General features: G+C 72.3%; 22 protein-coding genes and 1 pseudogene. 8 read left to right on the top strand and 15 right to left on the bottom strand.

What is annotated here, in order from left to right:
- Positions 1 to 38 precede the first annotated feature (38 nt).
- From ACIP4P_RS07395 to ACIP4P_RS07385, 3 genes are read right to left on the bottom strand one after another with little or no spacing between them, the layout of a single operon-like run.
- Positions 39 to 815 carry a cyclase family protein gene (locus tag ACIP4P_RS07395; protein ID WP_400915674.1) on the bottom strand — a complete coding sequence of 259 codons (777 nt, stop codon included), beginning with the start codon at positions 813 to 815 and terminating at the stop codon, positions 39 to 41.
- Between the two features lie 31 nt (positions 816 to 846).
- On the bottom strand, positions 847 to 1,614 hold the full coding sequence (locus ACIP4P_RS07390; RefSeq protein WP_400915672.1) for an SDR family oxidoreductase: 768 nt from the start codon (positions 1,612 to 1,614) through the stop codon (positions 847 to 849).
- Between the two features lie 12 nt (positions 1,615 to 1,626).
- Positions 1,627 to 3,270 (bottom strand): FAD-dependent monooxygenase, encoded by a 1,644-nt coding sequence (locus ACIP4P_RS07385; RefSeq protein WP_400915670.1) that lies wholly within the window; start codon positions 3,268 to 3,270, stop codon positions 1,627 to 1,629.
- Between the two features lie 222 nt (positions 3,271 to 3,492).
- Here ACIP4P_RS07385 and ACIP4P_RS07380 point away from each other — a divergent pair, with 222 nt between their 5' ends.
- A complete protein-coding gene (locus ACIP4P_RS07380) occupies positions 3,493 to 4,557 on the top strand; it encodes a methyltransferase (protein ID WP_400915669.1) in 1,065 nt (354 codons plus the stop codon).
- 87 nt (positions 4,558 to 4,644) lie between these two features.
- Here the strand turns inward: ACIP4P_RS07380 and ACIP4P_RS07375 are convergent, their stop codons facing one another.
- The 3 genes from ACIP4P_RS07375 to ACIP4P_RS07365 all read right to left on the bottom strand — a co-directional run bounded on the left by ACIP4P_RS07375 (position 4,645) and on the right by ACIP4P_RS07365 (position 8,877).
- Positions 4,645 to 6,906, bottom strand: coding sequence for an AMP-binding protein (locus ACIP4P_RS07375; RefSeq protein ID WP_400915667.1), 2,262 nt, complete (start codon positions 6,904 to 6,906; stop codon positions 4,645 to 4,647).
- Positions 6,899 to 7,867: an aromatase/cyclase gene (locus ACIP4P_RS07370; protein ID WP_400915665.1), complete on the bottom strand. Its 969-nt coding sequence runs from the start codon at positions 7,865 to 7,867 to the stop codon at positions 6,899 to 6,901. The genes ACIP4P_RS07375 and ACIP4P_RS07370 overlap by 8 nt, the downstream gene beginning before the upstream one ends.
- A gap of 74 nt (positions 7,868 to 7,941) precedes the next feature.
- A complete protein-coding gene (locus ACIP4P_RS07365; RefSeq protein WP_400915664.1) occupies positions 7,942 to 8,877 on the bottom strand; it encodes an SRPBCC family protein in 936 nt (311 codons plus the stop codon).
- Positions 8,878 to 9,073: 196 nt separating this feature from the next.
- Between ACIP4P_RS07365 and ACIP4P_RS07360 the strand changes: the two genes are divergently transcribed.
- Complete coding sequence (locus ACIP4P_RS07360) at positions 9,074 to 10,072, top strand: aldo/keto reductase (RefSeq protein ID WP_400915662.1); 999 nt, start codon at positions 9,074 to 9,076, stop codon at positions 10,070 to 10,072.
- 69 nt (positions 10,073 to 10,141) lie between these two features.
- On the opposite strand, the gene ACIP4P_RS07355 is transcribed toward ACIP4P_RS07360, so the two are convergent.
- Together ACIP4P_RS07355 and ACIP4P_RS07350 are read right to left on the bottom strand one after the other, a co-directional pair.
- Entirely contained in the window at positions 10,142 to 11,626 is a 1,485-nt protein-coding gene (locus ACIP4P_RS07355) for an FAD-dependent monooxygenase (RefSeq protein WP_400915660.1), read from the bottom strand.
- 55 nt (positions 11,627 to 11,681) lie between these two features.
- Complete coding sequence (locus tag ACIP4P_RS07350) at positions 11,682 to 12,707, bottom strand: methyltransferase (protein WP_400915658.1); 1,026 nt, start codon at positions 12,705 to 12,707, stop codon at positions 11,682 to 11,684.
- A 680-nt stretch (positions 12,708 to 13,387) separates the two neighbouring features.
- On the opposite strand from ACIP4P_RS07350, the gene ACIP4P_RS07345 reads away from it, so the two are divergent.
- On the top strand, positions 13,388 to 13,618 hold the full coding sequence (locus tag ACIP4P_RS07345; protein WP_400915657.1) for a hypothetical protein: 231 nt from the start codon (positions 13,388 to 13,390) through the stop codon (positions 13,616 to 13,618).
- Here ACIP4P_RS07345 and ACIP4P_RS07340 read toward each other — a convergent pair.
- Positions 13,611 to 14,639 (bottom strand): transcriptional regulator, encoded by a 1,029-nt coding sequence (locus ACIP4P_RS07340; RefSeq protein ID WP_400915655.1) that lies wholly within the window; start codon positions 14,637 to 14,639, stop codon positions 13,611 to 13,613. The genes ACIP4P_RS07345 and ACIP4P_RS07340 overlap by 8 nt on opposite strands.
- A 303-nt stretch (positions 14,640 to 14,942) precedes the next feature.
- On the opposite strand from ACIP4P_RS07340, the gene ACIP4P_RS07335 reads away from it, so the two are divergent.
- The gene (locus ACIP4P_RS07335) at positions 14,943 to 15,710 is read left to right on the top strand and encodes a hypothetical protein (RefSeq protein WP_400915654.1); all 768 of its coding nucleotides are present in this window, start codon (positions 14,943 to 14,945) and stop codon (positions 15,708 to 15,710) included.
- Here ACIP4P_RS07335 and ACIP4P_RS07330 read toward each other — a convergent pair.
- Both ACIP4P_RS07330 and ACIP4P_RS07325 read right to left on the bottom strand, forming a co-directional pair.
- Entirely contained in the window at positions 15,699 to 16,400 is a 702-nt protein-coding gene (locus ACIP4P_RS07330; RefSeq protein ID WP_400915652.1) for a 2'-5' RNA ligase family protein, read from the bottom strand. The genes ACIP4P_RS07335 and ACIP4P_RS07330 overlap by 12 nt on opposite strands.
- 155 nt (positions 16,401 to 16,555) lie before the next feature.
- The gene (locus tag ACIP4P_RS07325) at positions 16,556 to 16,909 is read right to left on the bottom strand and encodes a hypothetical protein (RefSeq protein WP_400916435.1); all 354 of its coding nucleotides are present in this window, start codon (positions 16,907 to 16,909) and stop codon (positions 16,556 to 16,558) included.
- Between ACIP4P_RS07325 and ACIP4P_RS07320 the strand changes: the two are divergent.
- A pseudogene (locus ACIP4P_RS07320) lies at positions 16,805 to 17,170 on the top strand (response regulator transcription factor); the annotation flags it as partial. The gene ACIP4P_RS07325 and the pseudogene ACIP4P_RS07320 overlap by 105 nt on opposite strands.
- 4 nt (positions 17,171 to 17,174) lie before the next feature.
- Here the strand turns inward: ACIP4P_RS07320 and ACIP4P_RS07315 are convergent.
- Together ACIP4P_RS07315 and ACIP4P_RS07310 are read right to left on the bottom strand one after the other, a co-directional pair.
- Positions 17,175 to 19,595, bottom strand: a complete 2,421-nt coding sequence (locus ACIP4P_RS07315) for a helicase C-terminal domain-containing protein (protein WP_400915650.1) — start codon at positions 19,593 to 19,595, stop codon at positions 17,175 to 17,177.
- 218 nt (positions 19,596 to 19,813) lie between these two features.
- Complete coding sequence (locus ACIP4P_RS07310) at positions 19,814 to 20,554, bottom strand: DUF4241 domain-containing protein (RefSeq protein ID WP_400915648.1); 741 nt, start codon at positions 20,552 to 20,554, stop codon at positions 19,814 to 19,816.
- 955 nt (positions 20,555 to 21,509) lie between these two features.
- On the opposite strand from ACIP4P_RS07310, the gene ACIP4P_RS07305 reads away from it, so the two are divergent.
- Genes ACIP4P_RS07305 through ACIP4P_RS07295 form a run of 3 tightly spaced genes read left to right on the top strand, consistent with a single transcriptional unit; the run spans position 21,510 to position 24,711 of the window.
- Complete coding sequence (locus ACIP4P_RS07305) at positions 21,510 to 22,619, top strand: bifunctional DNA primase/polymerase (protein ID WP_400915647.1); 1,110 nt, start codon at positions 21,510 to 21,512, stop codon at positions 22,617 to 22,619.
- Positions 22,616 to 24,310: a phage/plasmid primase, P4 family gene (locus ACIP4P_RS07300; protein WP_400915645.1), complete on the top strand. Its 1,695-nt coding sequence runs from the start codon at positions 22,616 to 22,618 to the stop codon at positions 24,308 to 24,310. The genes ACIP4P_RS07305 and ACIP4P_RS07300 overlap by 4 nt, the downstream gene beginning before the upstream one ends.
- Entirely contained in the window at positions 24,307 to 24,711 is a 405-nt protein-coding gene (locus tag ACIP4P_RS07295; protein WP_350512420.1) for a DUF6009 family protein, read from the top strand. Before ACIP4P_RS07300 ends, ACIP4P_RS07295 begins: the two co-directional genes overlap by 4 nt.
- 186 nt (positions 24,712 to 24,897) lie before the next feature.
- On the opposite strand, the gene ACIP4P_RS07290 is transcribed toward ACIP4P_RS07295, so the two are convergent.
- Together ACIP4P_RS07290 and ACIP4P_RS07285 are read right to left on the bottom strand one after the other, a co-directional pair.
- The gene (locus ACIP4P_RS07290; RefSeq protein ID WP_400915643.1) at positions 24,898 to 25,446 is read right to left on the bottom strand and encodes a hypothetical protein; all 549 of its coding nucleotides are present in this window, start codon (positions 25,444 to 25,446) and stop codon (positions 24,898 to 24,900) included.
- 343 nt (positions 25,447 to 25,789) lie between these two features.
- Positions 25,790 to 26,284 (bottom strand): hypothetical protein, encoded by a 495-nt coding sequence (locus ACIP4P_RS07285; RefSeq protein ID WP_400916398.1) that lies wholly within the window; start codon positions 26,282 to 26,284, stop codon positions 25,790 to 25,792.
- Positions 26,285 to 26,375 lie beyond the last annotated feature (91 nt).

Raw genomic sequence — 26,375 nt, 5'->3', positions numbered from 1 at the left:
CAGTTCACCCACCAGCTCCTTCGTATCGGGGACTCGGATCACTCCTCGACCAGCGCGACTGCCCTGGTCCACCCCGCGCCCGCGCCGACCAGCTTGGTCGGCAGGCAGGAGACGAGGTACCCGTCCAGGTCCCGCAGCGCGTCCAGGTTGCACAGCCGCTCGATCTGGCAGTACTCGCGGCGGCGACCCGCGAAGTGCGCCGGCCACAGCACACTCCGGTCCCCGGAGGCCTGGTAACGGCGGATCATGTCCGCGAACGGCGCATCCAGACTGAATGCGTCCGTGCCGATCACCCGGACCCCGAGGTCCAGCAGGAAGTCCACCGCCGGGCCGTCCAGGCCGGTGAAGTCGGTGAAGTACCGCTGGGTGCCGAGGTGTTCGGAGGCGCCGGTGTGCAGCAGGACGATGTCGTACGGCTGCGGGTTGCGCCCGATCCGGTCCAGCTCGCGCTTGATCACGTCGACCGAGGCTGCCCCGACGGGCTCGGACCGCAGGTCCAGGCGCAGGCCTGGCCGGACGAACCAGTCCAGCGGCATCTCGTCGATGTGGCGCGGCGGCCTTCCGTACGCCGTGACCGTCCCGTAGTGGGAAGGGGCGTCCACGTGGGTGCCGGTGTGGCTGGTGAGGGTGAAGGTGTCCAGCGAGAGCAACTCGCCGTCCGGCAGCACCGAGGGGTCGAACTCGATCCCGAGGTGCCGTTTCATCTCCTCCGCCATGTGCACGGCCCCCTCGGCGGGAGTCATGACGCGGTGCTCGATCGGGTCGGGCTCCCACGCAGCGGCGTCCACCGGCGAGGAGAGGTCGATGATGCGCATTCGCATTCCTTCCGCTGGGTGTGGCTCGCGCTCAGACGGCGAGCAGACTCAGACCGCCGTCGGCGGTGATGACCTGGCCCTGAATCCACGCGGCCTCCGCGGAACAGAGCAGGGAGACGACGCCGGCCAGGTCCTCCGGGGTGGTCAGCCGCCCGCCGGGCGTCCGGGCCGCCAGCGCCTCAGCCGGCCCGGACGGTCCGGCCCGGCCACCCTTGTCGATCTTCGCGGTGGAGACGGCGTTGACGGTGATCTCCCGGTCAGCCAGTTCCACGGCGAGGTAGCGGACCAGCGCCTCCAGTGCCGCCTTCGCCACGCCCGCGCCGAGGTAGCCCGGCACCACCCGCTGGGCCCCGAGGCTGGAGACCGCGACGATCCGGCCCGGGCCTCCAGCCATGGACTCCGCCAGCCACCGACCTCCGTGCAGCAGCGGGCCCAGCGCCACCGCCAGGGAGCGCTCGACGTCCTCGGGCGCGGTGGCCAGGGTCGGGGCGGGTCGGAAGAAGGCGGTGTTGTGGACGAAGTAGTCGAGCCCCCCGAAGCGCCCGTGCGCGGCGCTCAACAGCTGGGTCAATGCCGCCGGATCGGCCACGTCGGCCTTCACGGCAAACGCCTCGCCGGGCAGGTGGGCGAGTTCCTCGACGGCGCGGGCCGCCGTCTCGTCGTCGTGGGCGTAGTTGAGGATCACGTCGGCCCCGTCCTCGCAGAGCCGGCGGGCGATGGCGAGGCCGACCCCGCGGGTCGCACCGGTGACGACCGCGGTCCGCCCCCGGTGGGACTGGGTGTGATGACGATTCGACATGGTGGCCACTCCTCAGGAGGCGCTGCGGGAGGACAGGTCGAGCACCCGGTCGAGCACCGCCGCCAGGGCCTCCCGGGGCGCCTCGACCGCGTCGGGGCTGCGCCAGGCGACGAACAGGTCCGGTCGCACCAGCAGTGCGCCGCCCGCACGTAGGCCGGCCTGCGCCGCCCAGGCGGTCCCGGTGTCGTCCACCTCGCATCCCGGCCCGACCCGGTAGCCGCGGACGTCGATGCCGATGCCGGCGGCGACATCCGCGGCCGCGGCCACCCACTCGCCGCCGTCCGGGCCGGTGAGCAGGGCGAACCCGCCCTGCGGCAGGTCGAGTACGGAGATCCTCTTGCCCTGGTGCTGGACCCAGGCGTGCGGCACCCGGGTGCCGGGCGAGCCGTCCAGGTTCAGGTCCGGGCGGCTGTACGAGCGCAGCGACCCGGGCGGGTCGATCAGCGCGCCGTCGTGGTACTGATGGGCGAGCGCCGTCACCAGGGGGTCGGCCAGGGTGACCCCGGTGTGCTCGCCGTGCTGCACGCGGTCCCAGTGCAGGTCCAGGTGGGTCAGGCGCAGCAGGGCCTGGTCCCGGGTGAAGCGCACGATCGGGAGCCGCTCGGTCTCGTAGCTGCGCAGCAGGGCCGGCCCCGCCTGCCGCTTCACCAGGTACGCCAGCTTCCAGGCCAGGTTGCCGGCGTCGCCGACACCGCTGCTTACGCCGAAGGCGCCGATCGGCGGGATGGTGTGCGCGCTGTCGCCGGCCAGCACGATCCGGCCCTCGACCACCCGGTCGGCCACGCGCGCCGAGATCCGCCACGGTACGGCGCTGACGATCTCGACCGGGATGTCGTCGCGTCCGATGGCCGCATTGATGGCCCGGACGATGCGCTCGTCGGTGAAGTCGGTGAACTGCTCGTCGTCCCGGTAGCCGAAGTGGTAGATCCAGCGGTCCCGGTTGTTGACGGCGAGCATCATGCCCTCCGTGTCCGGGTTGGAGATCTCAGCGATGGCGAACTCGTCGCCCTTCACCAGTTCGCTGAGGTCTGCGGTGAACAGCACGTTGATCATCGGGTTGCCGAGGTCCGTCGGCCCGCGCATGTCGATTCCGAGCTCGGTGCGGATCTGGCTGCCGGACCCGTCGGCCGCCACCAGGTAGTCGGCACGCACGGTGTACTCGCGGCCGTCGGCGTCGTCCACCAGGGTCGCGGTCACCCCGTCGTCGTCCTGCACCACTGCCGTGACGGTCGTGCGGTAGCGCAGCTCCGCACCCCGCTCGCGGGCGGCATCGCGGAGCACCCCGTCGATCCGGTCCTGGGAGACCGGGCCGATGTCGGTCGGGCTGAGCAGGGTCGTCAGCCTGGCCACCTCGGCCGGCGGGGTGGCGTAGCGCGGTGCGGTGGTCAGGTCGGTGCCGGCCACCGAGGCGAGGTCCACCTTGCCCTTGCTGGCCCGCAGATCAGCGCCGGCGGCCCGGATTTGCTCGTCGAGGCCGAGGCCCCGGAAGAACTCCTTCACAGACGGCTGGATGCCCGTCGCGCGCGGGTGCGGGGTGGTGCCGGCGTGCCGCTCCGCGAGCAGCACCGACACGCCGTATTGCGCCAGAGCGGTGGCCACGGAGAGTCCGACCGTTCCCGAGCCCACGACCACGACGGAGTAGTGTTCCTGATTCACACTCGGCCCTTCTTCGAGATCAACGACGTCAACGGCATTGCCACCGAACTGTCGGCGTGCCGTCTCGACGCGCTTTCGAGGCCGACTCGACGCGCCTTCGGGGGCCGCGCGACGCGCTGTTGAAGCGGCACACTCAAGGCGCGCTCCAGCGAGGCTCGAGTAGCGGCCCCCAGACTCCTGTCGCTTCCGTACCGATCCCGTACCTACAGACGGCGAGCCACCATGACCCTTCCGAACGCCCACGCCGACGAGACCTCCGGGAACGCCGCCGCGGTCTTCCAGATGATCACCGGTCACTACCTCTCAGCGGCCGTGAACACCGCCGCACAGATCAAGTTGGCCGACGCGATGAGCGAGACGCCGCTCGACCACGCCGTGCTGGCCGAGCGCACCGACACCAACCCGGATTCCCTGTTCCGGCTGCTGTGCCTGCTCGCGTCCGCGGGCCTGGTCACCGACGAGGGGGACGGCCGGTTCTCGCTCACCGCCGCCGGCCGGCTGCTGCGCGAGGACGACGAGGAGTCGCTGCGGCCGGTGGCCCTGATGCACGGCGGCCCCGGGCACGTCCAGCGCTGGCTCAACCTGCGCGAGCACCTGGTGACCGCCCCGAAGTCCTCTGAGCAGAAGCCGACCGGGAACCCCTTCGCGCAACTGCCCCCGCATGTCGCGGAGATCTTCAACGGCGCGATGTCGTACTTCTCCCGGCACACGGCAAAGGCCGTCATCGCCGCGTACGACTTCGGACGGTTCAGCTCGCTGGTCGACATCGGCGGCGGCAGGGGCGAGCTGCTGGCCGCCGTCCTGCGGGCCAACCCCGGCCTGCGGGGCACCCTGTTCGACCTGCCGTCGGTGGTGGAGGGCACCGAGGCCACCTTCGCGGAGGCCGGCCTCGCGGACCACGCCGAGGTACTGGGCGGGGACTTCTTCGACTCCGTGCCGGCCGACCACGACGCCTACCTGCTCAAGAACGTGCTGCACGACTGGGACGACGAGCGCTGCGGCGTGCTGCTGCGCAACATCCGCGCGGCGATCCCCGCTCACGGCCGGGTACTGCTCGTCGAGACGGTCCGTCCGGACCGCTTCGACACCGCGCTGCCCAGTCGGCTGGCCGCGTACAGCAACCTCTCGATGCTGATGGCCGGCGGCGCGGAGCGCAGCGAGCCGGAGTACGCGCGCCTGCTGGCCGCCGCCGGGCTCGCGCTGCGCACGGTGACGGTGGTGCGCCCGGAATGGACGGGGGCCGACACCTGCCACGTGATCGAGGCCGTGCGCGACGACGCCGCGTGACGCCGACACGAAGCGGCGCGACCACGGAGGTCGCGCCGCTTCGTGCTGCCGGACATCCGCAACGGTGTCAGGATGTCGGCGCTGGAATCAGGCGCCCGCCCCGTCCGACGGGCCGTTCCACGCCAGGTGTTCGAGCCGCTCCTGGCGGACCTCCGCGAACTCCGCCAGGCCCCGGTGGGCGGCGCAGGACTCGGCGCGCCACTGCTCCTGCGCATCCCACCAGTAGCTGACCCCGGTGTAGAGCCCCGGGCTGGCCGTCGAGCGGCCGAGGTCCGCCCAACCGAAGCCGGGCAGCGTCCGCAGGTGCTTGGCGTACCGGAAGAACGCGCCCTCGAACTCCTCGGCCGAGCCGGTGAGCCGGTACCGGCTGAGCATGACGACCGGCGGCACCGACCGCCCGGCCTCGCCGGTCGACGGCGTGCCGTCGACCCGGAAGAGGTTCGTGTGCAGGTCCACCTCCGCGTCCGCCAACAGGCCCCGCATGGCCTCTTGGTGCTCCTGGAACCGGGGGTCCTGCGTGATGGCCTGGAACGCCGCCGGGTTGAGCCACCAACCGAGGTTGACGTAGACCGACGGGTCCGCGGCGAGCGTGAGGACGTGCTGGGAGCCGAACCCCGGCTGGGCGCGCATGAACCGCACGTGCTCCAGGAAGAACGCCTCGAACTCCTCGGGGTCACCCTTCGTGGTGAAGCGCGCCACCGCGGCGACCAGTCCGCTCAGGTCCCGGCCCTCCCCCGGGGCCCCGAAGCCCCGGTCGCGCTCGGGCTCCCCGGTCGGGCGGACGGTGAGCTCCCGACGGGTGACGAGTTCGGCCCGCAGCTCGCGCCGCTGGGCCTTGCCGTTCGGCGAGCGGGGCACCGCGTCCACGAGCTCCAGGTGGCGCACCCGCTGGTAGTACGGCACATCCCGCCCGGCGAACTCGGCGATTCCGGCGAGCAGTTGCCCGCGGCCGGCCTCCGGACCCGGTTCGGTGAGGGCCACGAACGCGGCGGCGACCGCGCCGCTCACCGGATCGGGCAGATCGACCACTGCGGACTCCCGGACCAGCGGATGGGCCGCAAGCAACTCCTCGATCTCGGTCGGCGACACCATGTAGTTGTCGCACTTGAACAGATCCTTGATGCGGTCCACCACGAAGAGGCGGTCCTCGCTGTCGAGATACCCGATGTCGCCGGTGGCCAGCCAGCCGTCGGCGTCGATCCGGGTCGGCTCGTCCGGGTCCAGGTAGCCGAGCATCACCTGCGGCCCGCGGACCTGGATCTCGCCACGCCGACCGGCCGTCAGCACCCCGCCGGATTCCAGATCGACGATCCGGCACTCGGTGTCGGCCACCGTCGGGCCGACCGAGCCGGGGCGCGGGTCGTCGGGGGTCGCCGAGTGGGTCAGCGGCGAGGTCTCGGCCAAGCCGTAGCCCTGGAACACCGGCACCCCGAAGTGCGCCGAAAGCTCCCGGCCCACCCGGGCCGACAGCGCGCTGCCGCCCGAGGCGATCATCCGGACCGAGGTCAGCCCGAGGCCCGCCAGCCGCGGGTCGTCGACCAGGCGGTTCAGCTTCATCGGGATGGTGTAGAAGTGCGTCGCCCCGGAGGCGTTCGCCGCCTCGACCGCCGCCACGTTGTCGGAGTCGGTGCACGCCACCTGCGTCGCCCCCGCGTACACCCCCGCGTTGAGGTGCATCAGGTGGAACTTGGGCAGGTGGTTGAGCAGCACCGAGTCCGGCTCCAGCCGGTGCGCCCGGGCCACCTGTGCCGCGTTGACGGTCAGGTTACGGTGACTGAGCAGAACGCCCCGAGGCGGCCCGGTCGTCCCGCTGGTGAACTGGATGCAGGCCACGTCGTCAGCCACCGGAGCCGGCGGCGCGGACATCGCGTTGCCGCGGACCTCGTACGCCGCGCTCAGGTCGTCGATCGTACGGATGTCGTTGGCGTCCGCCCGCGGGCCGGGCCCGACCAGGACCGCCTCCCGTAGCTCGGGCAGCCGGTCCCGCACCCGCCGTAGTGACGCGAACAACTCGGCGGTCACGAAGGCGAGCCTGGCGCCGGAGGTGGCGAGCAGGTGGTGCAACAGGTGCGGTGGCAGCATCGGGTTGATCGGGGCGACGATGTTGCCGCTGCGGATCACGCCGTAGAACGCGACCATGAAGTCCGGGTGGACGGGCGAGGCCACGGCGACCACGCAGCGCTCCTCGCCCAACAGCCCCCGCAGGGCTGCCGCGCACATGGTGGCAGCGCGGTCGAGTTCGGCGTAGCTGATGTCGCCGTAGAACGCCCGGATCGCAGTCTTTCGCGGGTACTCGCGGGCAGCCGCCCCTAGCAGGCCGTCGACGGCCACGGTGTCCGGCTCAGCCATGCCGCGCCTCCCCGTGCTGCGCCTCCTCGGCGAACCGGCGGGCGTGTTCGAGCGTGGTGCGGCTGTTCTTGCTCAGGGCGGTCTTCGCCAGCTCCTTCGCCTCGGCGATCGACACCGCCGGTCCGAGCGCCTTGGCGACGCCCTCGGGGTCGAGCACGACGGTGTGCCGGGACGTCGCCAGCACGGAGTCGCCCTGCTGCTCGACCGACCACTCACCGGTGTGCACGGTCATGACGGCGGGAAGCACCGTCTGCTTGTACACGATCCGGTGCTCGGGGAAGCACACCCGTACGGAACTCGTGGTGTGCGTCTCACTGTCGGCGGAGCGGGTGTCCATCTCCATCTCCTGGATGCCCGGCGCGTCCTCGCGAAGCACCAACCGGGCGACGTGCGGCAGCCGGTCCGGCCAGCGGTCCGCCTGGTACAGGAATCGGTAGACGTCGCCCGCCCTGCCACGGATCCGCACGGTGTCGGCGAAGGAGACCGTCAACTCGCCTTGCTCGCCTGGCAGTTCGGCCACGTTCCGGAGCCGTTCGAGCTCCACCCGGCTGTTGTGGTCCACCGCCCGCTCGATCACGCGGACACCCTCGGGATCGTCGCCCAGCGCCTGGAAGTCGTGGAGGAGCACGACCAGGGTCCGCCGGTCGGACTGCGGGCTCAACTCCCACGCACCGCCCATCGACCTGACCGGGGGCTGCGAGACCTCCTGCCGGAAGCGGACCGACCGGCCCACCGGGTCCAGGGTGCGCCGCGAGGTCCAGGTCTTCACCTCGCCGTTGGCCAGCGCCCAGAGCCGGATACGCTCGGTGCCCTCACCGCGCTCGACCACTTCGGAGTGCATGGTGGGCGGGAAGACGGTCGGCCACTGCTCGACGTCGGCGATCAGGCCGTACACGGTGTCCACCGGCGCGTTGACGACGATGCTGTGTTTGGTGCGATGGGTCGTCGCTGATTCAGGCATGACGAAACGGCTCCTTCCGTATGGATGTGGTGTGGCGGGGAGCCCGCAGCCCGACGGCTGCGAGCTCGACACCGTCAGGCGCGCCGCCGGCTGAGGTACTCCTGCGCGCTCCTCAGCGAGTCGAGGTTGCGGCCTCCGCGGACCTCTGCGACGTGCTCTTTGGCCTCCTCAACGCTCCAGCCACGCTTGGCGACGCCGGTACGCTTCAGCAGCTCGGTCTGGCCGGTGCGCACCAGGACGCCCTCGGGGGTCTGCTCGAAGAGCATGTAGCCGTAGAGCATGTCGTCCAGCGGCGGGAGGCCCTCCAGCTGGCGCCAGACGATCTTCTCGTCGGGGTAGCAGACCCGGGCCTGCTTGGTCGTGTGCAGCGCCCCGCTGGGCACCTGCACGTCCATCACCACGATCTGGACGCCGTCGGCGTCCTGCTTGGCACTGGCGCTCAGGCAGTGCGGGATGCGCTCGTTCCAGCGGTCGGCATCGTGGAAGTACCCGTAGATGTCCTCGACCGGCTCGTCGATGAGGAGCTGAGCCTCGTACGAGACCTCCAGCTCGTCCCGGTCGGCCCGCGACTCGACGAAGGTCCGCAGCTGCTCCAGCTGGGCGGTGACGCCCCGGTCCAGCTGCGCGGCCACCTCGTCGCCGGCGCCACTGACCGGGCTGAACTCGTGGCGCAGCTCCACCTCGGTGGCGCCGGCACCGTTCGTCCGGAACACCCACTCGCCGGACACCGCGCCCAGGCCCACCGGGGGGTTCTCGTGCGTGAAGGCGATCCGCCCGGCGGCCCGGTCCAGTTCGCGGGAGGCCTGCCAGCTGCGGACGGAGTCGCTCGCCCGGTCCCATGACCAGCGCTCCACCCGGTCGCGCGACTCGGACTGCTGCTCGCGCGCGGTGTGGATCACCGAGCCGAAGATCCTGCGGTGCTGATCGGTGTCGGCCACCAGGTCGAACACCGCCTCCGGCGGGGCATCGACGGTGACGGAGTGAACGGAGTTCCTGGGGCTGGTCGGCATGTTGGCTCCTCGTGATCGGCTGCGCCGCAATGTCCGTCCGCGGACGGACGCCGGTGCCGGTCAATCTGCCGACGCACACTCGACGCCGACTCCAGCGGGACTCGTACCCGGCCTCGCATCGGGCGGATCGAGCCGAGATCGAGACGCCCCGGCGACGATCGCCCGTGCAGCGTCAGAGGATCATGGAGGTCACGACGTGGACACACGGAAACTGGGCGCCGCGGGGCCCGAGGTATCGACGGTCGGGCTGGGGTGCATGGGCCTCACGGGCGGCTACCGCCCCACCACGCGGGAGGAGGCCGTACGCATCGTCCACCGCGCGCTGGACCTCGGGATCACCGCCTTCGACACCGCCGACTTCTACGCCGGCGGCGCGAACGAGGAGTTGCTGGGCCGGGCCCTGGCCAGGCGGCGCGAGCAGGCCGTCATCATCACCCGCGGCGGCGTCCGCTCGCGGGTTCCCGGCGGTCCCCCGTCGGTCCTGGACGGCCGACGGGTCTACCTGCGGCAGGCCTGCGAGGCCTCGCTGCGGCGGCTGAACGTCACGCACATCGACGTCTACTGCCTGGGCCGGGTCGATCCGGCCGTCCCCGTGGAGGAGAGCGTCGGCGCGCTGGTCGACCTGCTGGCCGAGGGGAAGATCGGGCACATCGCGCTCTCGGAGGTCTCCGCCGACACGCTGCGCCGCGCGGCGAGGGTCCACCCGATCGCCGCCGTGGAGAGCGAGTACTCGCTCTGGGAGCGCCACGTCGAGGACGAGATCCTACCCACCGCACGGGAGTTGGGCGTGAGCCTGCTCGCCCACAGTCCGCTCGGCAAGGGCTTCCTCGCCGGCGCCCTCCGGGACCCGAACGGTCTGGGCGACCGTGACCACCGGCGCAACCATCCCAGGCTGCAGGGCGACAACTTCCGCACCAACCGTCGGCCGCTGCAGGAGGCCGCCGCGTTGGCGGATCAACTCGGCATGAGCCAGGCGCAGTTGGCACTGTCCTGGCTGCTCACCCGGGACAACTCGGTGACACCGATCCCCGGCAGCACCCGGGTGGCCCAGCTCGACGACAACGCCGCGGCCGCCGACCGGCGACTGCCGGCGAACTACATGCGGGCGCTGGACGAAATCTTCCGCCGCGGCCGGGTCGTCGGCTCCCGGCACCCCGCGCACCGCGCCCGCGCCGGCGCCGACCGGGACGGCTGACGGCCGGGAGCGCGAACGTCGAGGGGGTGGTCCGGCCGTGCGGCCGGACCACCCCCTCGATGTCGTGGATCAGACCGCCCCGAACCAGGTGGTGAGGGCCCGCGTCAGCGCCTCGTCCGCCGCCTCGCCCGACCAGGCCAGGTAACCGTCGGGCCGCACCAGCATCGCGCCGGCCGGCGGGGTGGGCGTGCCCACCCGGACCGTACGGACCCGGGACGCCCAGGCCGCGGCCGCCTCGACCGCCTTGCCGGTGAAGTCCAGCAGCACACCCTGCCCGGGCCGCAGCAGTTCCACCAGCGTGGTGTCGCCGTCCGCCGTCCCCAGCGGCAGGTCGCACGCGAAGGTGCCAGCCGCACCCTCCTCGCCGGCTCCGCTTCCATAGCGGGTGCCGACGCCGGTCGCCAGCTCCGACAGGAAGCGGTTGACCTCGGGGAATTCGAGCAGCCTGGAGAACAGCTCGCGCAGCGCCGTGACGTTCCGGTCCGGGTTCAGCAGCGCGAGCTGGGTCCGGCTGTAGTCCAGCACCGCCTCCGCGGCCGGGTATCGCTCGGCCTGGTAGCTGTCGAGGAGCCCGTCCGGCGCCCACCCCTGGAGCTGCCCGGCGAGCTTCCAGCCGAGGTTGACCGCGTCCTGCAGGCCGAGGTTCAACCCGAGCCCGCCGTACGGGAAATGGATGTGCGCGGCATCGCCCGCCAGCAGAACGCGGCCCTCGCGGTAGCGGTCCGCCTGGCGGGTGGCGTCGCCGAACCGGGTCATGAAGGTCGGCTCGACGATGTCCAGATCCCGGCCGAGGATGCGCCGGACGGCGCCGCGAAACTCCTCGAAGGTGACTTGCGCGTCCCGGTCCGGGTGCGGCCGCCCGAACTCGGTGGTGACGATCCGGACCACCCCGTTGGGGCGCGGGTTGATGTTGACCGTTCCGACCTCGGTCCGGGTGATGCCCCGGCGCTCCTGCGCCATGGTCGGCAGCGTGCAGTCGCAGAGCATCCCACCCACGGTGGGGTCCGTGCCGGGGAAGCCGATCCCGGCCAGCCGGCGCACGGTGCTGCGGCCGCCGTCGCAGCCGACCAGGTAACGGCCGCGCAGCCGCTCGGTGCCGTGCGCGGTGGTGACCTCGACGGTGACGCCCTGCTCGTCCTGGCTGAGTCCGGCGACCTCATGGCCGGCCAGGACGGTCGCGCCGAGTGCTCGGGCCCGCTCCTCAAGCACCTCCTCGACCCGGGTCTGCGGCACGTTGAGCAGGTACGGGTGGTCGGCCGCGATCCTGTCCAACTGGAGCAGCGGCCACAGGCCGGCAAAGGGCATCTTCGGCCAGGCGGCCTTCTCGTGCAGCAGCGGGGCCAGCAGCCCGCGCCGGTCGAGGGTCTCGACGGTGCGCGCGTGCAGCCCCCAGGCCCGCGCGACGGCCGGGCGTGTCGCGTCGCGCTCCAGTACCACGGCCCGCACCCCGGCGAGGCCCAACTCGCAGGCCAGCATCAGCCCGACCGGGCCACCGCCGGCGATCACCACGTCGGCGAAGGTCCCGGTGTCCGTGGTCGCGGACTCAACCGTCATGCCATTGCTCCTTGGAAGCGAAGGGTGAGGGTGGCGCTGGGGGGAAGGTCCCGGGTCACACCGACTCCCCGGTGATGAAGCGGAACGGCAGGCCCGGCCGTTCGGCGACCTCGACGCCGCCCAGTCCAGCGGCGGCGAGGATCTTGCGGTACATGTCGGGCGAGTGCAGTTCACCCTGCGTCGTCCAGGCCAGCATCAGTAGGTTCAGCAGGTGGGCGTGGTAGTCCTGCGCGGGCGGCCGGTCCCCGGTGGTGAAGCCGGCGATCACCACCCGCCCGCCGGGCTTGAGGCGGCCCGCCAGGCGCCGTACCAGCTCGATGCAGCGCCGTACCGGGAACTGGAACAGGAAGTTGCCCAGGACGATCACGTCGTACTCGCCATCGAGGTCCACCGCGAAGGCGTCGCCGGGCAGGTACCGGACCCGCTCGCCGACCCCGAGCCGGTCCGCGTGCCGCCGGGCGACGTCCAGGACGTCGGGCCAGTCCAGGCAGGTCACCTGGGCCCGGGGATCGCCCTCGGCGATCGCGAAGCCGAACAGCCCGTGTCCGCAGCCGACGTCGAGCACGTCGAGGGAGCCACGCGCCTTGGCCCAGGCCACCGTACTCTCGGCCAGGAACTGCGCGCCGGGCCTGGTGGCGAAGGTGAGGTGCGTCGCGAAGTCCACCCAGTACGGGAAGTCGGCCGACTCGGCGTTGCGCTCCATCCGGGAGCTGCCGTGGCGCACGACCTCGTCGAGGTCCCGCAGCGCGTCCCACTCCCAGTCGCTCGCCGCGACCTCTGCGATGCCGCCGCAGTACTGGGGGCTGGTGGTCACCAGCAGTTCACGGACGCCCTCGGGGAGCGTGAACTGCTCCCCCTCCATTCGCAGCAGCCCGGCCGCGGTCAGCGCGCGCAGCAGGATGCGCGTGGCCCGGGGGTTGGTCCGCAGGATCGCCGCCACGTCGTCGGGATCGCAGGGCGCCACGGCCAGGGCGTCGAAGACCCTCAGCCGGATCGCGGCGCGCAGCAGGTACGTCGACTTGAACGCCGTCATCATCTCCAGGAGCCTCGCCTGGTTCACGGCGGCGGTGGGCTCGGACATGGTCACCTCCGTAGTGCCGAACATCGGGGAGGTGAGGTTCTCAGCGCGCACTCGAACCGGCGTCAATCCTTCCTTGAACCCCGACACCGCCGGTCGAACGCGGCTCAAGCGACCGGGAGCAGCATCGGCTGTCCCCGACGTCCGAGGAGCAAGGAACAGGATGACCGAGAACCCGTCCGTATCGGGACCAACCCGGTCAACGGCTCGGCAGCTGCGCCGCCTCCGGCGCTACCTGTGGCACTGCCTGATGCTCAGCGGCGCCCTGGCAGTGGGCCACTACCTCCGCCCGCCCACACCGGACGAAGTCTGGACGGAACTCCATGCCCACCTGCGCCGGGCCTCCACATCACCGGCCGCCCGCTCGCCCCACCTCTGCGACCGCTGCCCACCCCGCTTCCGCTCCCGGCAGTGACCCTATTTCCGCCGATGTGGTCCCCAAGTGTCGAAGGGCTGGCCTGCCCAGGATCGACCCGGCGAACCCGCCCTTTGGGCATCGGCCGCCCGGTGGTCCACTTCGACGGCCGCGACCTCGCTCTCCCGACGTACCTCCCGGACCACTACTTCCCCTATCCGCAGGACCAGATGGCCCAGATCCCCGGCCTGGAGCCGTTCCCCGAGGACCGGCCGAACTGGGCCACCGGCCACCGGCTACCGGCTACCACGTCGGAACCGAGCCCGGGGTGGGGGCCTCCCTGATCGTCCGCCAGACCCGCGGCGCCGGTCCCGGACCGGCCGGCCGCCCCACCACGGTGGTCAAGGGTCATCCCGCGACCTTCACCAGCGCCGATCCGAACCTCGGGCCCCGTTCACTGACCTGGTTCGACGGCACGTACACCTTCACGGTCTCCACCGGCGCGCCCGTCGACCTCTCCGATCAGGAGCTCGTCCGGGTCGCCGAGAGCCTCAAGTAGTAGTCGCGTCGGCCTCCGAACGGCCGCGCGCGTCCAGCCGGCGGGCGAACTCGAGCCAGTCGGCGGCGTACTGGCGCGCGAGGTGGCCGACCTGGCTCCCGCAGTGCGCGGGCACGGCGGGGACCAGCTCGGACCACTCGGCGTCAGCGTTCTGCCGCAGCAACCGCAGGAGCTGGCGACCGTCCTCCCTCAGCCGCAGCGACGGGTCGCGGAAGAGCCTCTCCAGCAGCGAGTCGGGCCCGGGCACCGACGAGGGGGCCGGGGCCGACACCGGGACCGCACGCTCGCGGCGGCGGTCGGCGGCACGGCTGTCCGGCACGACGGCGATGGAGGGCCCAGGGCCGACCTCCGTGGTGGTGCCGGACACCGGCGGCAGGCCCGCAGCCAGGCGCTTGCGGACGTCGGCGGCGGTGGCGGGCGATATCCCGGCATTCCGGGAGATCGTGCGCAACGACGCCTGCGGGTCCTCGGCGATCAGCGCGACGGCCCGCAGCCGCCCTTCCCTGCCACTGACCGCCCGGACCCGGCCGTCACGGCCGATCCGGGCGTCCTGAGGCGTGTCCCGAGGGGTGTCCTGACGGCTGTCCTGCGAGGTGTCCGACTGCGGCGCGGCCGCAGTTGAACGGCGTCGCAGGGACGCGACCGCCTTGGCGCCGAGACCCGCCATCCCTGCGATCGCCCGGTCGGACAGCTGCGGGTGCGTCCCGAGGATACGGGCGGCGGCGGCACGCCGGTCCTCGGGTGAGAGCGGCAGGCCGTGGCGCGTGTTCGTCTCGACCGAGCGCAGGAACGCCTCGTGCGCCGTGCCGTCGAAGAACTCGACACCGATGACCGTTCGCCCCTGCTGCCGGGCGGCTTCGACACGGTGCGTCCCGTCGATGATCCGCAGGTCCGCACGGTGCACCAGGATCGGGGGCAAGGGCCCGTCGACGGCCGCCAGCAACGCGACGTGCCCCGCGTCCAGCCCGCGACCGCGGGGAGAGTCCGCCGATCGCAGCGCCGCGATCGGGACCGCGGTCACCTGCCGCCCGCTCCGCCCGTCAGGCTCTCGCCCTACGGCTACCGGCGGCACGGCCACGGTCGTACGGACGGTCTGCTGCGGCAACTCATCTCCCGGTGGTCCCTGGCCGCCCGCCCCGCGTAGTGTGTGGCGCCGGGGCGGCGCCCGATCGTGTTCAGCCGTCGAAATCGGTTTCCGTGTCCCCTGGCCCGAGGCCGGATCGTACGAAGGGGAGCCCGGCCCACGCCAGGTCGAGAGGCACGTCACGAGGCACCCCCGCCCGGGCGCGACGGAACGTCGGTGGGGCCTGGGAGACTCCGGTCCGTGCTGATCAAGGGATACGACGACGGGCCGCTGGTGGCGGGCGAGCGGCTGGTGGAGCGTGCCGGGTTCTGGTCCCACCACCTGCTGGCCATGTGCCGGTTCGCCCCGGGTGACGCCCGGCCGGTGCCCGAGTGGTTCGGTGACGACGGTGCGGACACCGACGCCCTGTCCGAGGTCCTCCTGGACAACCGGGCCTGGCCGGTGTTCCGCATCCCGTTCCACGGCGGCCACAGCGTCGTCCTCGTGCACCGGAACCTCATCGGCGACTACGGCACCGACTACCTGCTGGCCCACGGGGACTGGCCCCGGGCCGAGCAACTGGCCGGCTCCGACGGCGACTGCTGGTACGGCCCGGGCCTGTCGTGGCACGACCTCGTGCACATCGCCGGGACACCCGACCCGACCATACCCGGCGTGCACGACACCCCGGCCCGACTCCTCCTCCTGCTGCCGCTGCTCACCGAGGACGTGCTGCCGCCGGAGGCACCGGCCGTGGTGAGCGCGGCTCTTACGGCCAACGGGGCGCCCGGCGACTCCGCCCGGGACACGGCCGACCACCTCCTGCGGAGCAGACGGCCTGCCGCGGGGCACCCCGGTGGCACCGACTCCCCACTGAGCGGCGGCAGCCATCGGCAGGCCGAGCCGGACGCGGGAGAGCCGGACGCGGAGGAGTCGGCGGTGCTGTGGGCGCTCGACCTCACCCGCCCCCGGAGCGACGCGCTCGCCGACGCCCTGGGACGTCGGCGGCTGCCCGCGTCATCGTCCTGACGGCTGCTCGGCGGCGGGCGTGGCGTCGAGCGTGGCGTCGAGCGGGACGACGGCGACGGTGTCCCAGCAGATCTGCCAGCCGACGGCCCCGGCGCCCGCATCTCCCCCGTCCACCGGCACGCGTCGCCAGTAGACCTCGATCAGCTCGATCCGGCGCACCGTGACGGGCGCGTGACCGGGCCGGACGCGGTGGACGACCTGTGCCAGCTCGTCGGTGTCGAGGTCCGAGGCCGCGTACCCGGCGGTCATGTGGAGCACGCCGAGCGGGTAGGCGGTGGAGTCGGGGCCGCAGACCCGGTGGATCGCGGCGCGCACCCGGTGCTGGAGGTCGGCGAGTTGGTGGTCGGGGTGGAGGTCGAGCCGTACGCCGGTGCGGTAGGCGAGCGGGGATCCCGCCTGGAGGACGAGTGGCCCCGCGCCGGCGACGGCCGCCCGCAACCCTTCGGCGAGCTCACGGCGTTCGGCCTCGCCGACGGCGTCGGCGGGTACGGAGGTGATCATGTCGAGGGTGATGTGCGCGCGGTCGTCGGGCACCGGGACCACGGGGAAGCCGGCCAGCGACTTGCGCAGGTCGCCGAGCAGGGTGCGCAGGGCGGATCCCTCGGGGAGGTCCGGCCGCGCGTACACCTGGAGGACGCGCAGGCCCTCGGGCCACAACTGCCGGCCGAAGGTGGGGTGGAACGCTTTCACTGCCGCCTCCTCGTCGTCCTGATCGCCCGTGCCCGGGCCTCTCGCCGGATGCGATCCTCGCGCACCGGGCACCGCTGGGGTGCCCGGTGCACCACCGCGTCACACGATCGTGCCAATCACCCGCCGCACCAACCGGGTTGACGATGGGCCGACCCTCACGTGTCCCGTCCGTTGCCGAGGCCGTCGCACAGCGCGTGGTCGACGAGGACGCTGGCGGCTCGCTCCTGCCGGAGTGCGTCGTCGGGCGAGCTGCCCAGGGCCGTGGACATGGAGACGGTGACGGTGCGACGGCCGGTGCCGGTGGTGCCATTCAAGGTGTTGACGTCCGCAGTGGTGGAGACGTACCCGCCGGGGTCGAGGAGGAGCTGCTCGGTGACGTCGACCCGTTCACCCGAGGGGAAGACCTGGCAGCCGTCGGCGTGCGGACTGCGGAGGGTGGGGGTGTTGCCCGGCAGGTCGTCGCGATCGCGGCCAACGCCCCCGCCTTCCTCGACTCCGTCGACACCCACCGACCGGACGTCGCGATCGTGGACGTGCGACTGCCCCCGACCTTCCGCGACGAGGGTATCCGGACCGCCCTCCGGGCCCGCAGCGACCATCCCGGACTTCCCGTCCTGGTCCTGTCGCAGTACGTCGAGCAGGAGTACGCGGGCCGCCTGCTCGCCGACGCCCGGGGCGGCGTCGGATACCTGCTCAAGGACCGCGTCAGCCGCATCGCCGAGTTCACCGACGCGCTGCGCCGGGTGACCGGTGGCGGCACCGCCATGGACCGGGCTACGCGGGCATCACCCCGTGGATGCGGGAGAGGGTGAACACCCGCTCGTCGTCGCGCAGATGGCACCAGGCGTGAAGGTAGGGGGCGTCCAGGTCGAGCCGGCTGAGGGTGCGGACGGTGGTGTTGCCGGAGGTGGCGACGTACTCGATCGCGACGGCCCGCTTCTCGTCGACGGCGTGGGCCAGTTGACGGACGTCGGTGGCGGAGAGGTTGCGCGCGTACCCGGCGATGATCTCCTCGGTGTCACCGTCGTACGGGCGGCCGTCGTCCGGGTCGGGCCCCGGCACCTCCTGCGGGGCGTCGCGGAGCCGGACAGCGAGGGCCCGCAGGTCGACCGGCGCGTCCGCCGTCGCGGTGCCGGTGCCCGTCCGCCGAGAGCGGGCGCCGCCGCCGGACCGACGCGCGGACGGCACGGCGCCCGCCGCGCGGTGCTGCCGGACGCGCTCGATGCGGACCGTCCCATCGGGCTCCTCGGCCACGGGGGCGTAACCTGCGGCACGCAGGGCCGCGAGGGTCCGCTCCGGTGGGGTCCGGCTGATCAGCACCGTCGGTGCCAGCTGCCGCAGGCCGAGTTCGGCGAGCTTTCGGTGGACGGCCAGTTCGGCAAGGAGCGCGGGCTCCTGGCCGTGGATCACACAGGCCGCAGCGACGACGCGTACCCGGCCGTGGCCGCGTGCGGTGTCGTGGATCAGGTAGGAGAGCGGCTGGGGCAGCGGTTCGACGGCGACGGCGGCCAGGTCCGCCGTGAGGGCGTCGGGCGTGAGGCCCGCGTCGAGGGCGCGGCGGACGCTGCCCGGGCTGAACCGCCAGACGGAGGCCGCACCGGCGCTCTCCCGGTCCGCGGCGCAGTCCAGCAGCGCGTGCAGGTGCGCCGACGGCGTGCCGGCGACCACGGCCGTCAGGTCGCTGCCGAAGCGGGCGGCCCCGCTGGCGGCGGGCAGCAGCCGGCGACAGGCGTCGCTCAGGGCCTCGGCCTCGCCCTCGCCCTCGCCTGTCGAAAGGGCGGCCCCGAGCGGCGACACCGCACCCAGGGCCAGTGCGCCGAGCAGCTCCGCCTCCCGGATCAGGGTGGCGAACGGCGTTGCGTCCTGGTGCAGTTCGTCGGCGAGCGGACGGAACCAGCCGAGCAGTGCGCCCAGGTCCGCCGGGTTCGCCGCGCCTTCACCGGCCGGGAGCCGCGCCGCCGCGGTGAGCAGCCCGTGCCGAGCCTGGACGCAGCCCGCGCACGGCGGCGTCGCGGCCAACGCCGGCAGGGCCTTCCCGTCCTCGTCGCGGCTCCCGCCGGGGGTCAACGGCAGCGCCCACCAGGACCGGAGCAGCACGGCGAGCCGCTCGGCCGGTTCCCCTGCGGCCCAGCTGTCGTAGGCGGCGGTCGCCGCGACCCGGTCGCCGTCCCGGGCCAACAGCCCGGCCGCGGCCGCCGTCTCCACCACGAGGCGCACCACGAGCTCGTCGCACTGCGCCGCCTTGCCGAGCCGGGCCAGCTCGCGGGCACCGACCCCGCCTGCCTTGAGCCGCGCCGGTGGGGCGGCGGCGCACGTCCCGAGGACGGCGGTGGCGTGGCCGACGAACGCCATCGCGGCGGCCGCGGCCTCCCGTGCGACCGCCTCGGCGGTGACGGGCACCGTCCGCACGTCCGGCGGCTCGGGGGTGAACGGGGCGTGCCAGTGCGCGCCGCGCAGCGCGCGGGCCACCTCGGAGGGCATCCGGGCCGGCCCGTACCCGTACCGCTCCCGGATCAGCAGTCCCCGTTCCACCGCCCACTGTTCGGCTGGTGTGGCGTCGGCCTGCGGGCTTCCGAACATGATGAAGCCCGATCGTTGCGGGGCCTGTTGGGCCCGCCGTTCGAGCAGCTTCCGGGTGGCCGCAGGCGCCGTGGCCACCAGCGCGGCAAGGCGGGCGGGATCGCTGTGGTGCTCGACCAGCGCCGCCAGCCGCTGCTCCTTCCTCTTGGCGGCGGGTTTGACGCCGAGTTTCGCCGCCATCCGGGCCAGTTCGTCGGAGCTGCTGCCCGCGAGGAGTCGCGCCAGCGGTGCGTCGAGCCCCAGCGGCGAGCTCCACGCGCTGCGCAAGGCCGCCGCCATCTGCAGCCGGCCGTCGCCGCCCGGCCACACCAGCGCGCGATCGGCCAGCGCCTCCAGGGCGGTGGCGAGTCCGCGGGCACGCTCCCCCTGCGTCGCGTCCAGCAGGCCCGCCACCTCGTCGCGCGAGGCGGGGGCCACCGCGGCGACGGCTTCCGCCACCTGGAGGCACGGCAGCGGCAGCCGGGGCAGGGCCAGCGCCACCGAGGCCGGGCGCTGGAGACGGTCCGCCAGCTCACCGACCGAACGCGGCTCCGGAGCCGCCACGGCATCCGGTCGGGCCGCCAGCACCCGCTCCAACTCTGATGCGTCGAGACCGCGCAGCCATCCGGCCAGCACCGATCCGCTCTTCTCGCCGATGGGGACACCTCACCGTGCAGCAGGACAGCCGTCTCCGGCCGGGGACCAGCCGGGACCAGCCGGGGACACCAGGATGGCCCTGTCGACGCTACTGCACGCGGTCTCCCCCGAAACCCGGGCCTCCGGCCCGGGCCTTCGAGACGATGGAGGGTACGACCGTCGTCCGGCAGCGGAGCCCGTTCCTGCCTGCCAGCATCTCAGGGCGGAGGAATCCGGTCGGACACGTGATATCCATCGGCCACAGCGACCGCGGCGATGGCTCCTCTCGCTGTGCGCCCCAGCCAGACGACGGAGGGTCCTTCGGCAGGGAAGGTCACAAGGTCCGCTCCGTGCCCCTCATCGCTCGCGCGCTCGAAACAGTCGTCGAGAAGACCCTCCGTCTCACGGGGCTGCCGGTTCCCGGCGCGGATTCCTCGCCAGAACTCGCGGAACGGAGCGGTCAGTGCGGGCCAGGCGGCGGCATCGGAGAAGCTCCCCATGTTCGTCTCCGAGTTGAACCCGATCCGGTCCCCGGGACGAATCGTCGCGATGTCGTCCCGGACCCCGAGGGCAAGCTCCCACCTCACAACGGGGGCATCTGCGATGCAGAGGCGAACAGCGGCTACCTCCCGGCCGTCGAAACGCTCGCCCATGAACTCGTACGGCGCTTGCGTCCAAGCGGCCTCCACCCGGTAGGTACCTGGCGGGATCCGTTCCGCCAGTTCCCGGGCGACCCGCACCGTCAGCTCCGGGTCGTCATCCTCTGGCCAGGGTGAGTCCACAACGAGACGGCCGCTGGGGACGCGGATCGTGGTCACTTCGCTCACCTCGACGACCTGGACGAGGATCGTCGGATCATCGGGACGCCTTCCGAGCCGTGTCCCCGGTGTGAACACCGTTTCCAGGTACCAGCTCTCCTCGGCCCCGGCGGCAAGCCGGACGTCTGCTGCATGACCCATGCGCCGACCATAGTGGGCCGCACTGACACAGGCCGCAGGGCCGAGGGCCCTGCTCATAACGCCGTTCCCAAGCACTCACCCAGCTCCCACGGGCAGCGGCATGTCCAGCTCAGAGTCGCTTGGGTCGCTTCAGTAGCTGCGTCGCTCGGCGGCTTTTCAGTCGCCGGCCTTCGGTCGCTTCCCGGCGGACGCCCCGTTCACCAGGGCTGACAGGCAGAAGACCGTTTCCCGGGGACAGCGACCGAGCGACTCAAGCGACCGAAGCGACCCAGTTCGGGAAGTGCTCCTGCAACTGGACGACGACCGACCCTGGCTCCAGGGGCCCCTCGGCCTGGGCCGGCCAGCGACCCAGGGAGCCCCCGGCACCCCCGAGCTACTGAAGCGACCCAAGCGACCGAACCGGCAGCTTCGACCTGCACCCGGCGCCACGACACGCCGGGCCCTGGGCCCCGAGAGACTCAGTAGCTTTCAGTCGCTGGGCTTCAGTCGCTGGACAAAATCCCAGGTCAGAGGCCATGTACCCACCCCCTCAGCGACCCAAGCGACTCAAGGTTGGGTATATGAAGACATTCCCATGTGCGTGTGTGCGTTATAGACCCGGGCTTCAGTCGCTTCAGTCGCTGTTTGTTGGGAAAATCGGTTCTGACCTGCGGAAACGTCAGTGGACCGAGAACAGCGACCAAAGCGACTCGGTCGCTCCCCCAGGGTTCGGTCGCTCAGTTTCCCCACAAGTACCTGCAGTCCGGGACCGTATGTGCTCGCTCGGCTAGTCTGTGTGAGCTATCTTCTGGACTTCGGTCGCTTCAGTCGCTGATCCGGCACCCGCCAGTGCTCTGACCTGGCTTTTTGCTCTCAGCGACTGAATGAGCGACTCAAGTCCGGACAGCTACTGAGCTACCGAAGCGGCTTCAGTAGCTACTGAACCAACGGGGAAGGGACCAGCGTGACGGCGCCGATGGCCGTGGGGAGCGACCGAACGGAGCGTCAGCCGGACGCACTGGCCGTCGCGCGCTGGTGTGCCGCCCAGGGCTGGCCGGTCCATCCGCTTGCCCCGGGACGCAAGACCCCGCCCGCGAACTGCCAGCCCTGCCAGGAATCGCCGCACTCCCCCACCGACTGCCCGTGCCACCGGGTCGGTCGCTGGTGCCACGGCTTCCACGCCGCCACCACCGATCAGGACCTGCTCGGCGCCTGGTGGCGGGTCAACCCGGGTTTCGGCACCGGGGTCGCCTGCGGTCCGGCCGGCCTGGTCGTCATCGACGTGGACAGCCACGCCACCGAGGTCCCCGCCCGGGACCGTCTGCTGCCGGGCATCCCGATCCACGACGGGGTCAACCTGGACGGACTGGAGAACGGCTACCACACCCTCGCGCTGCTCGCCGCACTGCGCCAGGCCCCGGACCCGTCCCAGGACACGGGGACCCTGCGGGTGCGCACCCCCTCCGGGGGCCTGCACATCTGGTACCGCGACGAGGCCCGGCACCGCTTCACCTGCTCCACCGGCTCCTCCCCCGGCCGGGCCCTCGCCTGGCAGGTCGACGTCCGTGCCCACGGCGGTTACATCGTCGCTCCCAGCACCGTCACCACCGGTGGCAGCTACACCCCGCTGGCCGGTGCGACGGTTCCCGCCCCGCTCCCCCAGTGGCTGGCCGAGGAACTCATCCGCACCGGCCACCTCAAGGACCGCCCGAACCAGCAGCCCGGGACGCCCGGGTCCGGCACCCTGCAGCCCTCCGTCCCCGACCGCGCCCGCCAGGCCGTGGTCGCCGCGGGCGGCGGGAAGCGCGGTGCGGAGAAGGTCCTCGACACCGTCCTCCAGGACGTCACCGACTGTGCGACCGTCCCCGAGGGGGCCGGTTTCACCGGAAAGCTCAACCGTGCCGCCTTCACCGTGGGCGGCCTCGTCTCCGCAGGACACCTGACCCACGCCGTCGCCGAGCAACTGCTCGCCGACGCCGCTCGCACGGCCCGCCCCTCCCAGGACCGGCAGAGCTCCGCCGTGATCCGCTCCGGCCTCGCGGCCGGGGCCCGGCAGCCCCTGCACATCGGGAAGGCGCGAGGATGAGCGACAGCCCCCGCAAGAGGACGGTCTTCGACCCCGTGGCCGCTGCCCAGCAGATCCTGGAGTACTACCCGCCGGTCCCCGGGCCCGCACAGGCCCCCTGGCACGGCACCGCGGTCCAGGAGAGTCTCCTCGACACACCCGCCCCCGCCGAGGCCCCACAGGCCCCCGCCAGGCGCTCCAAGGGGGCCTCCGGGGTCGAGCGCCAGGAGGCCCCCCGGGGGGCCCAGGAGGCCCCTGGGGCGCCTGAGGCCCATCCGGACCAGTCCCGTTCGGACCGGCCCGCGGCGGGCCCGCAGGCGAGCCCGCACGGCCTCCTGCCCGACTCCCTGTCCGACCGCGGCAACGCCAAGCTCTTCGTCCACCTCTACGGACGCGACTACCGCCACGTCCCCGGCATCGGCTGGTACCGCTGGGCCACCCACCGCTGGCAGCTCGACGAGGACGACACCGTCCTGTGGGCCGCCGGCGAGATGGCCGAGAGCGTCGCCACCCACGACCCCCGCGGCCTCTACACCAACACCGACCTGCGCCGGCACCGCCGCCGGGCGCTGTCCACCTCGGGCATGAACGCCATGCTCGCCCAGGCCAAGTCGGCCCCCGGCATGGTCCTCAACGCCTCCCTGCTGGACGCCGACGCCTACGCCCTGTGCACCCCCGGCGGCGTCGTCGACCTGCGCACCGGCGCGATCGTCCCGCCCGACCCCAAGGTCCACCACCACTCGCGCTCCACCACGCTCGCCCCCGCCCGGATGCCCACCCCGCGCTGGGACCGCTTCCTCACCGACACCTTCGGCGACGACAAGGAAGGCCGCCAGACCCGCGACTTCCTCCACCTGCTGCTCGGCTACTCGATCAGCGGCGACGTCGGCGCCCAGGTCATGCCGTTCCTCTACGGCCAGGGCAAGAACGGCAAGTCCGTCCTCCTGGACGTCATGATCCAGCTGCTCGGCGACTACGCCGACGCGGCCCCGCCCGGCTTCCTGATGGCCAAGACCTTCGACGGCCACCCCACCGACCTCGCCGAACTCCACGGCCGACGCATCATCGTCTGCTCCGAGCTCAAGCCCGGCGACCGCTTCGACGAGGCCCGGGTCAAGCTGCTGACCGGCGGCGACAAGATCAAGGCCCGCCGGATGCGGCAGGACTTCTTCTCCTTCGAGCCCACCCACAAGCTCTGGCTGCTCGGCAACCACCGCCCCGAGGTCGGCACCGGCGGGTTCGCCTTCTGGCGCCGCATGCGCCTGATCCCGTTCGAGCGGGTCGTCCCCGAGGAACGCAAGATCGACAACCTGGCCCACGTCCTCGTCGCCGAGGAAGGCCCCGGTATCCTCGCCTGGCTCATCGACGGCGCCCGCCGCTACTTCGCCGGTGAGAAGGACCTGGCCGGTCCCCAGGCCGTCCAGACCGCCACCACGGCGTACGCCGAGACCGAGGACCACGTCGGCCGCTTCCTCAAGGAGGCCTGCATCACAGGGGAGGGCATGCGTGCCGAACAGGCCCAGCTCTTCGGCGCCTACACCCGTTGGTGCGGCTTCGAGGGAGCCAATCCCGTATCCGGCCGCGCGTTCGCCGCACGAGTTCGCGAGACACTGGGTATGACCTCTCCCAAGGAGATGGTCCTGTCCAACAGCCGCAAGTACTACCCGGGCATCGGCCTGATCACCGACGACACAGAGGAGCAGAACGCGTGAGCGCGCTGATCGACCCGGCCGAGCTCGCCCACGAAACCGACCTCGTCTGGCTCGAGGACACCACCGACCTCGACTACGTCCGCCAGTCGCTGGACCGGCTCACCACCCGGCGCGGCCGCCCCGCGTACCACCGCGACGGCCGCATGGTCGGCTACGCGATCCTCGGCCCCGACGCCAAGTCCTCCCGGGCCTCGGGCACCTTCCGCCGCCGCGTCTTCTGGCTGCTGCCGCACGACCGCGACCAGGACCCGGAGGGCCTGTACACCACCGGCGCCCCCTCCGAGGCCGTGGACCCGCGTACGGTCGCCCCCGGCGTCAAGGGGTACAAGACCGAGCGCTCCGAGGGCGGGCCGGCCTCGCCGGCGATGCTGGAGCTGGGGATAACGCTGCCGAAGGCGTGACGGCTGCGGGATCGGGTCCAGAGCCGGTCCAGGTCCGGTACAGGTCTCGTCCAGTTCTCGTCCAGGTCCGGCTTCACGGACGAATGCGGTGGGGGTGCTACCCGAGCTCGGGTAGCACCCCCACCGCATTCGTTTCGCTTCGGTCGCTGTTTCGGTTTCAGTCGCTGCTGTGGGCTTCGGTCGCTGCTACGGCTGGAGGGCCGGGCGGCCGGACAGGAGACCCTCCAGGAACTGGCCGTGCCCGGCGGGCGAGGCGCTTCGACTGTCCGTGGCCCGGACGGTCCGGTCCTCCGGGGGCGCGGGCAGCTCGGCGGGCTCGGGGTGGGCCCGCAGGATCCTGGTCGGCTCCTCGACCCGGCCGGAGACCATCACGCCGAGGACGTCGGCGATGCTGGTCATCGACTGCGGCTGCCCGGGGTGTGCGGGCAGTCCGGGTTGTGTGGGCAGCTCCTCGTGGACCGTGTCCAGCGCCCGGGGGCGGGCCTGCGGGATGGGACGTGCTTTCGCTCGGCTCGGACCGGTGGTCACTGCTGCCGTTGTGTCGGTCCTTGTTGCTGCTTCGGTCGCTTTAGTCGCTGCTTCGGTGGTTGCTTCGATCGCTGTCTTGGTCGCTGCCGTCGCTTCGGTAGCTGCCGCTGCTTCGGTCGTTGCGGTCCTGCCGCGCAGCCGGTCGACCTCCGCCTCCAGCGTGGCCAGGCGCTCCCGCAGGTCGTCCAGCTCGCTCTTCTTCCCCATGCTCCAGGACCCTCCCCGGCCGCTCACGGCCATCTGACGTGCTGTTACAGCCTATCCGGGCCCCTCCCCCGCTCCCCCACGGCCACCCGCCGAGCCGTGCACCGCAGTGAGCCGATCAGAGCGACCGAAGCGACTGAAGCGACCGAAGCGAAGTGGTCGGGGCGAGCCCGGCCGGGACGATCGGAGCGACTGAAGCGACCGAAGCGACTCAAGGACGACCTTGCCCCGCCCACTCCGCCGGGTCGCTTCCACGCCGGGCAGCGACCGAGCGGACAGCGACCGACCGAACGGGCAGCGACCGGAGCTGACCGGAAAGCGACCGGAGCCGACCCAGCGGTGGCCCTCAACCGTCCAGACGGTGCCGCACGTAGTCCGGATGAGCCGTGCCCAGCTCGATGCGATTCTCGTCCGCGCCGTTGGCGATCCGCAGACACTCCCCGGCGAAGGTGAACTCCACCGCTACTCTCCCCGCCGGGCGCCACTCGAGAAGCGCGACCTCGGACAGCTCCCGACCGACGAACGGCGCCAGGCGCTCGTCACTGCGCGACCACCGGGGCGTGAGCTCGAACCACTCCCACCCGGCGATGTCCGCCGCAGTGTCGATCGTGTCCCAGCTGATCGAGAACTCGTCGAGCTTCGTGTGGCAGACCTCCACCTGGACGCCGTCGAAGTCCAGCACCACCGGGCAATCGGCGAACCAGTCGTCGTCCTCGACGAACCGGACCAGGGCGAACCCCGTCAGCCGTCGGCCGGCCAGGGCCGCCAGACGCGGTCCGTACGCCTGCCGAGCCGCCTCGATCCCGACCAGGAAGGAGGGTTTGAAACCAGAGATCCCCATGTCCACAGCACCCGAGTCTCCCCGTCCCGGCCCGAACATCCAAAGCCTTTGCAGCAGACCGTACGAGCCGACGCCCCACGCCTCACGCTCC

This window comes from Kitasatospora sp. NPDC089509, from assembly GCF_044749365.1.
GTDB lineage: Bacteria > Actinomycetota > Actinomycetes > Streptomycetales > Streptomycetaceae > Kitasatospora.
Note: the sequence above shows the minus strand (reverse complement) of the source record. Positions and strands in the feature narration are given on the sequence as shown.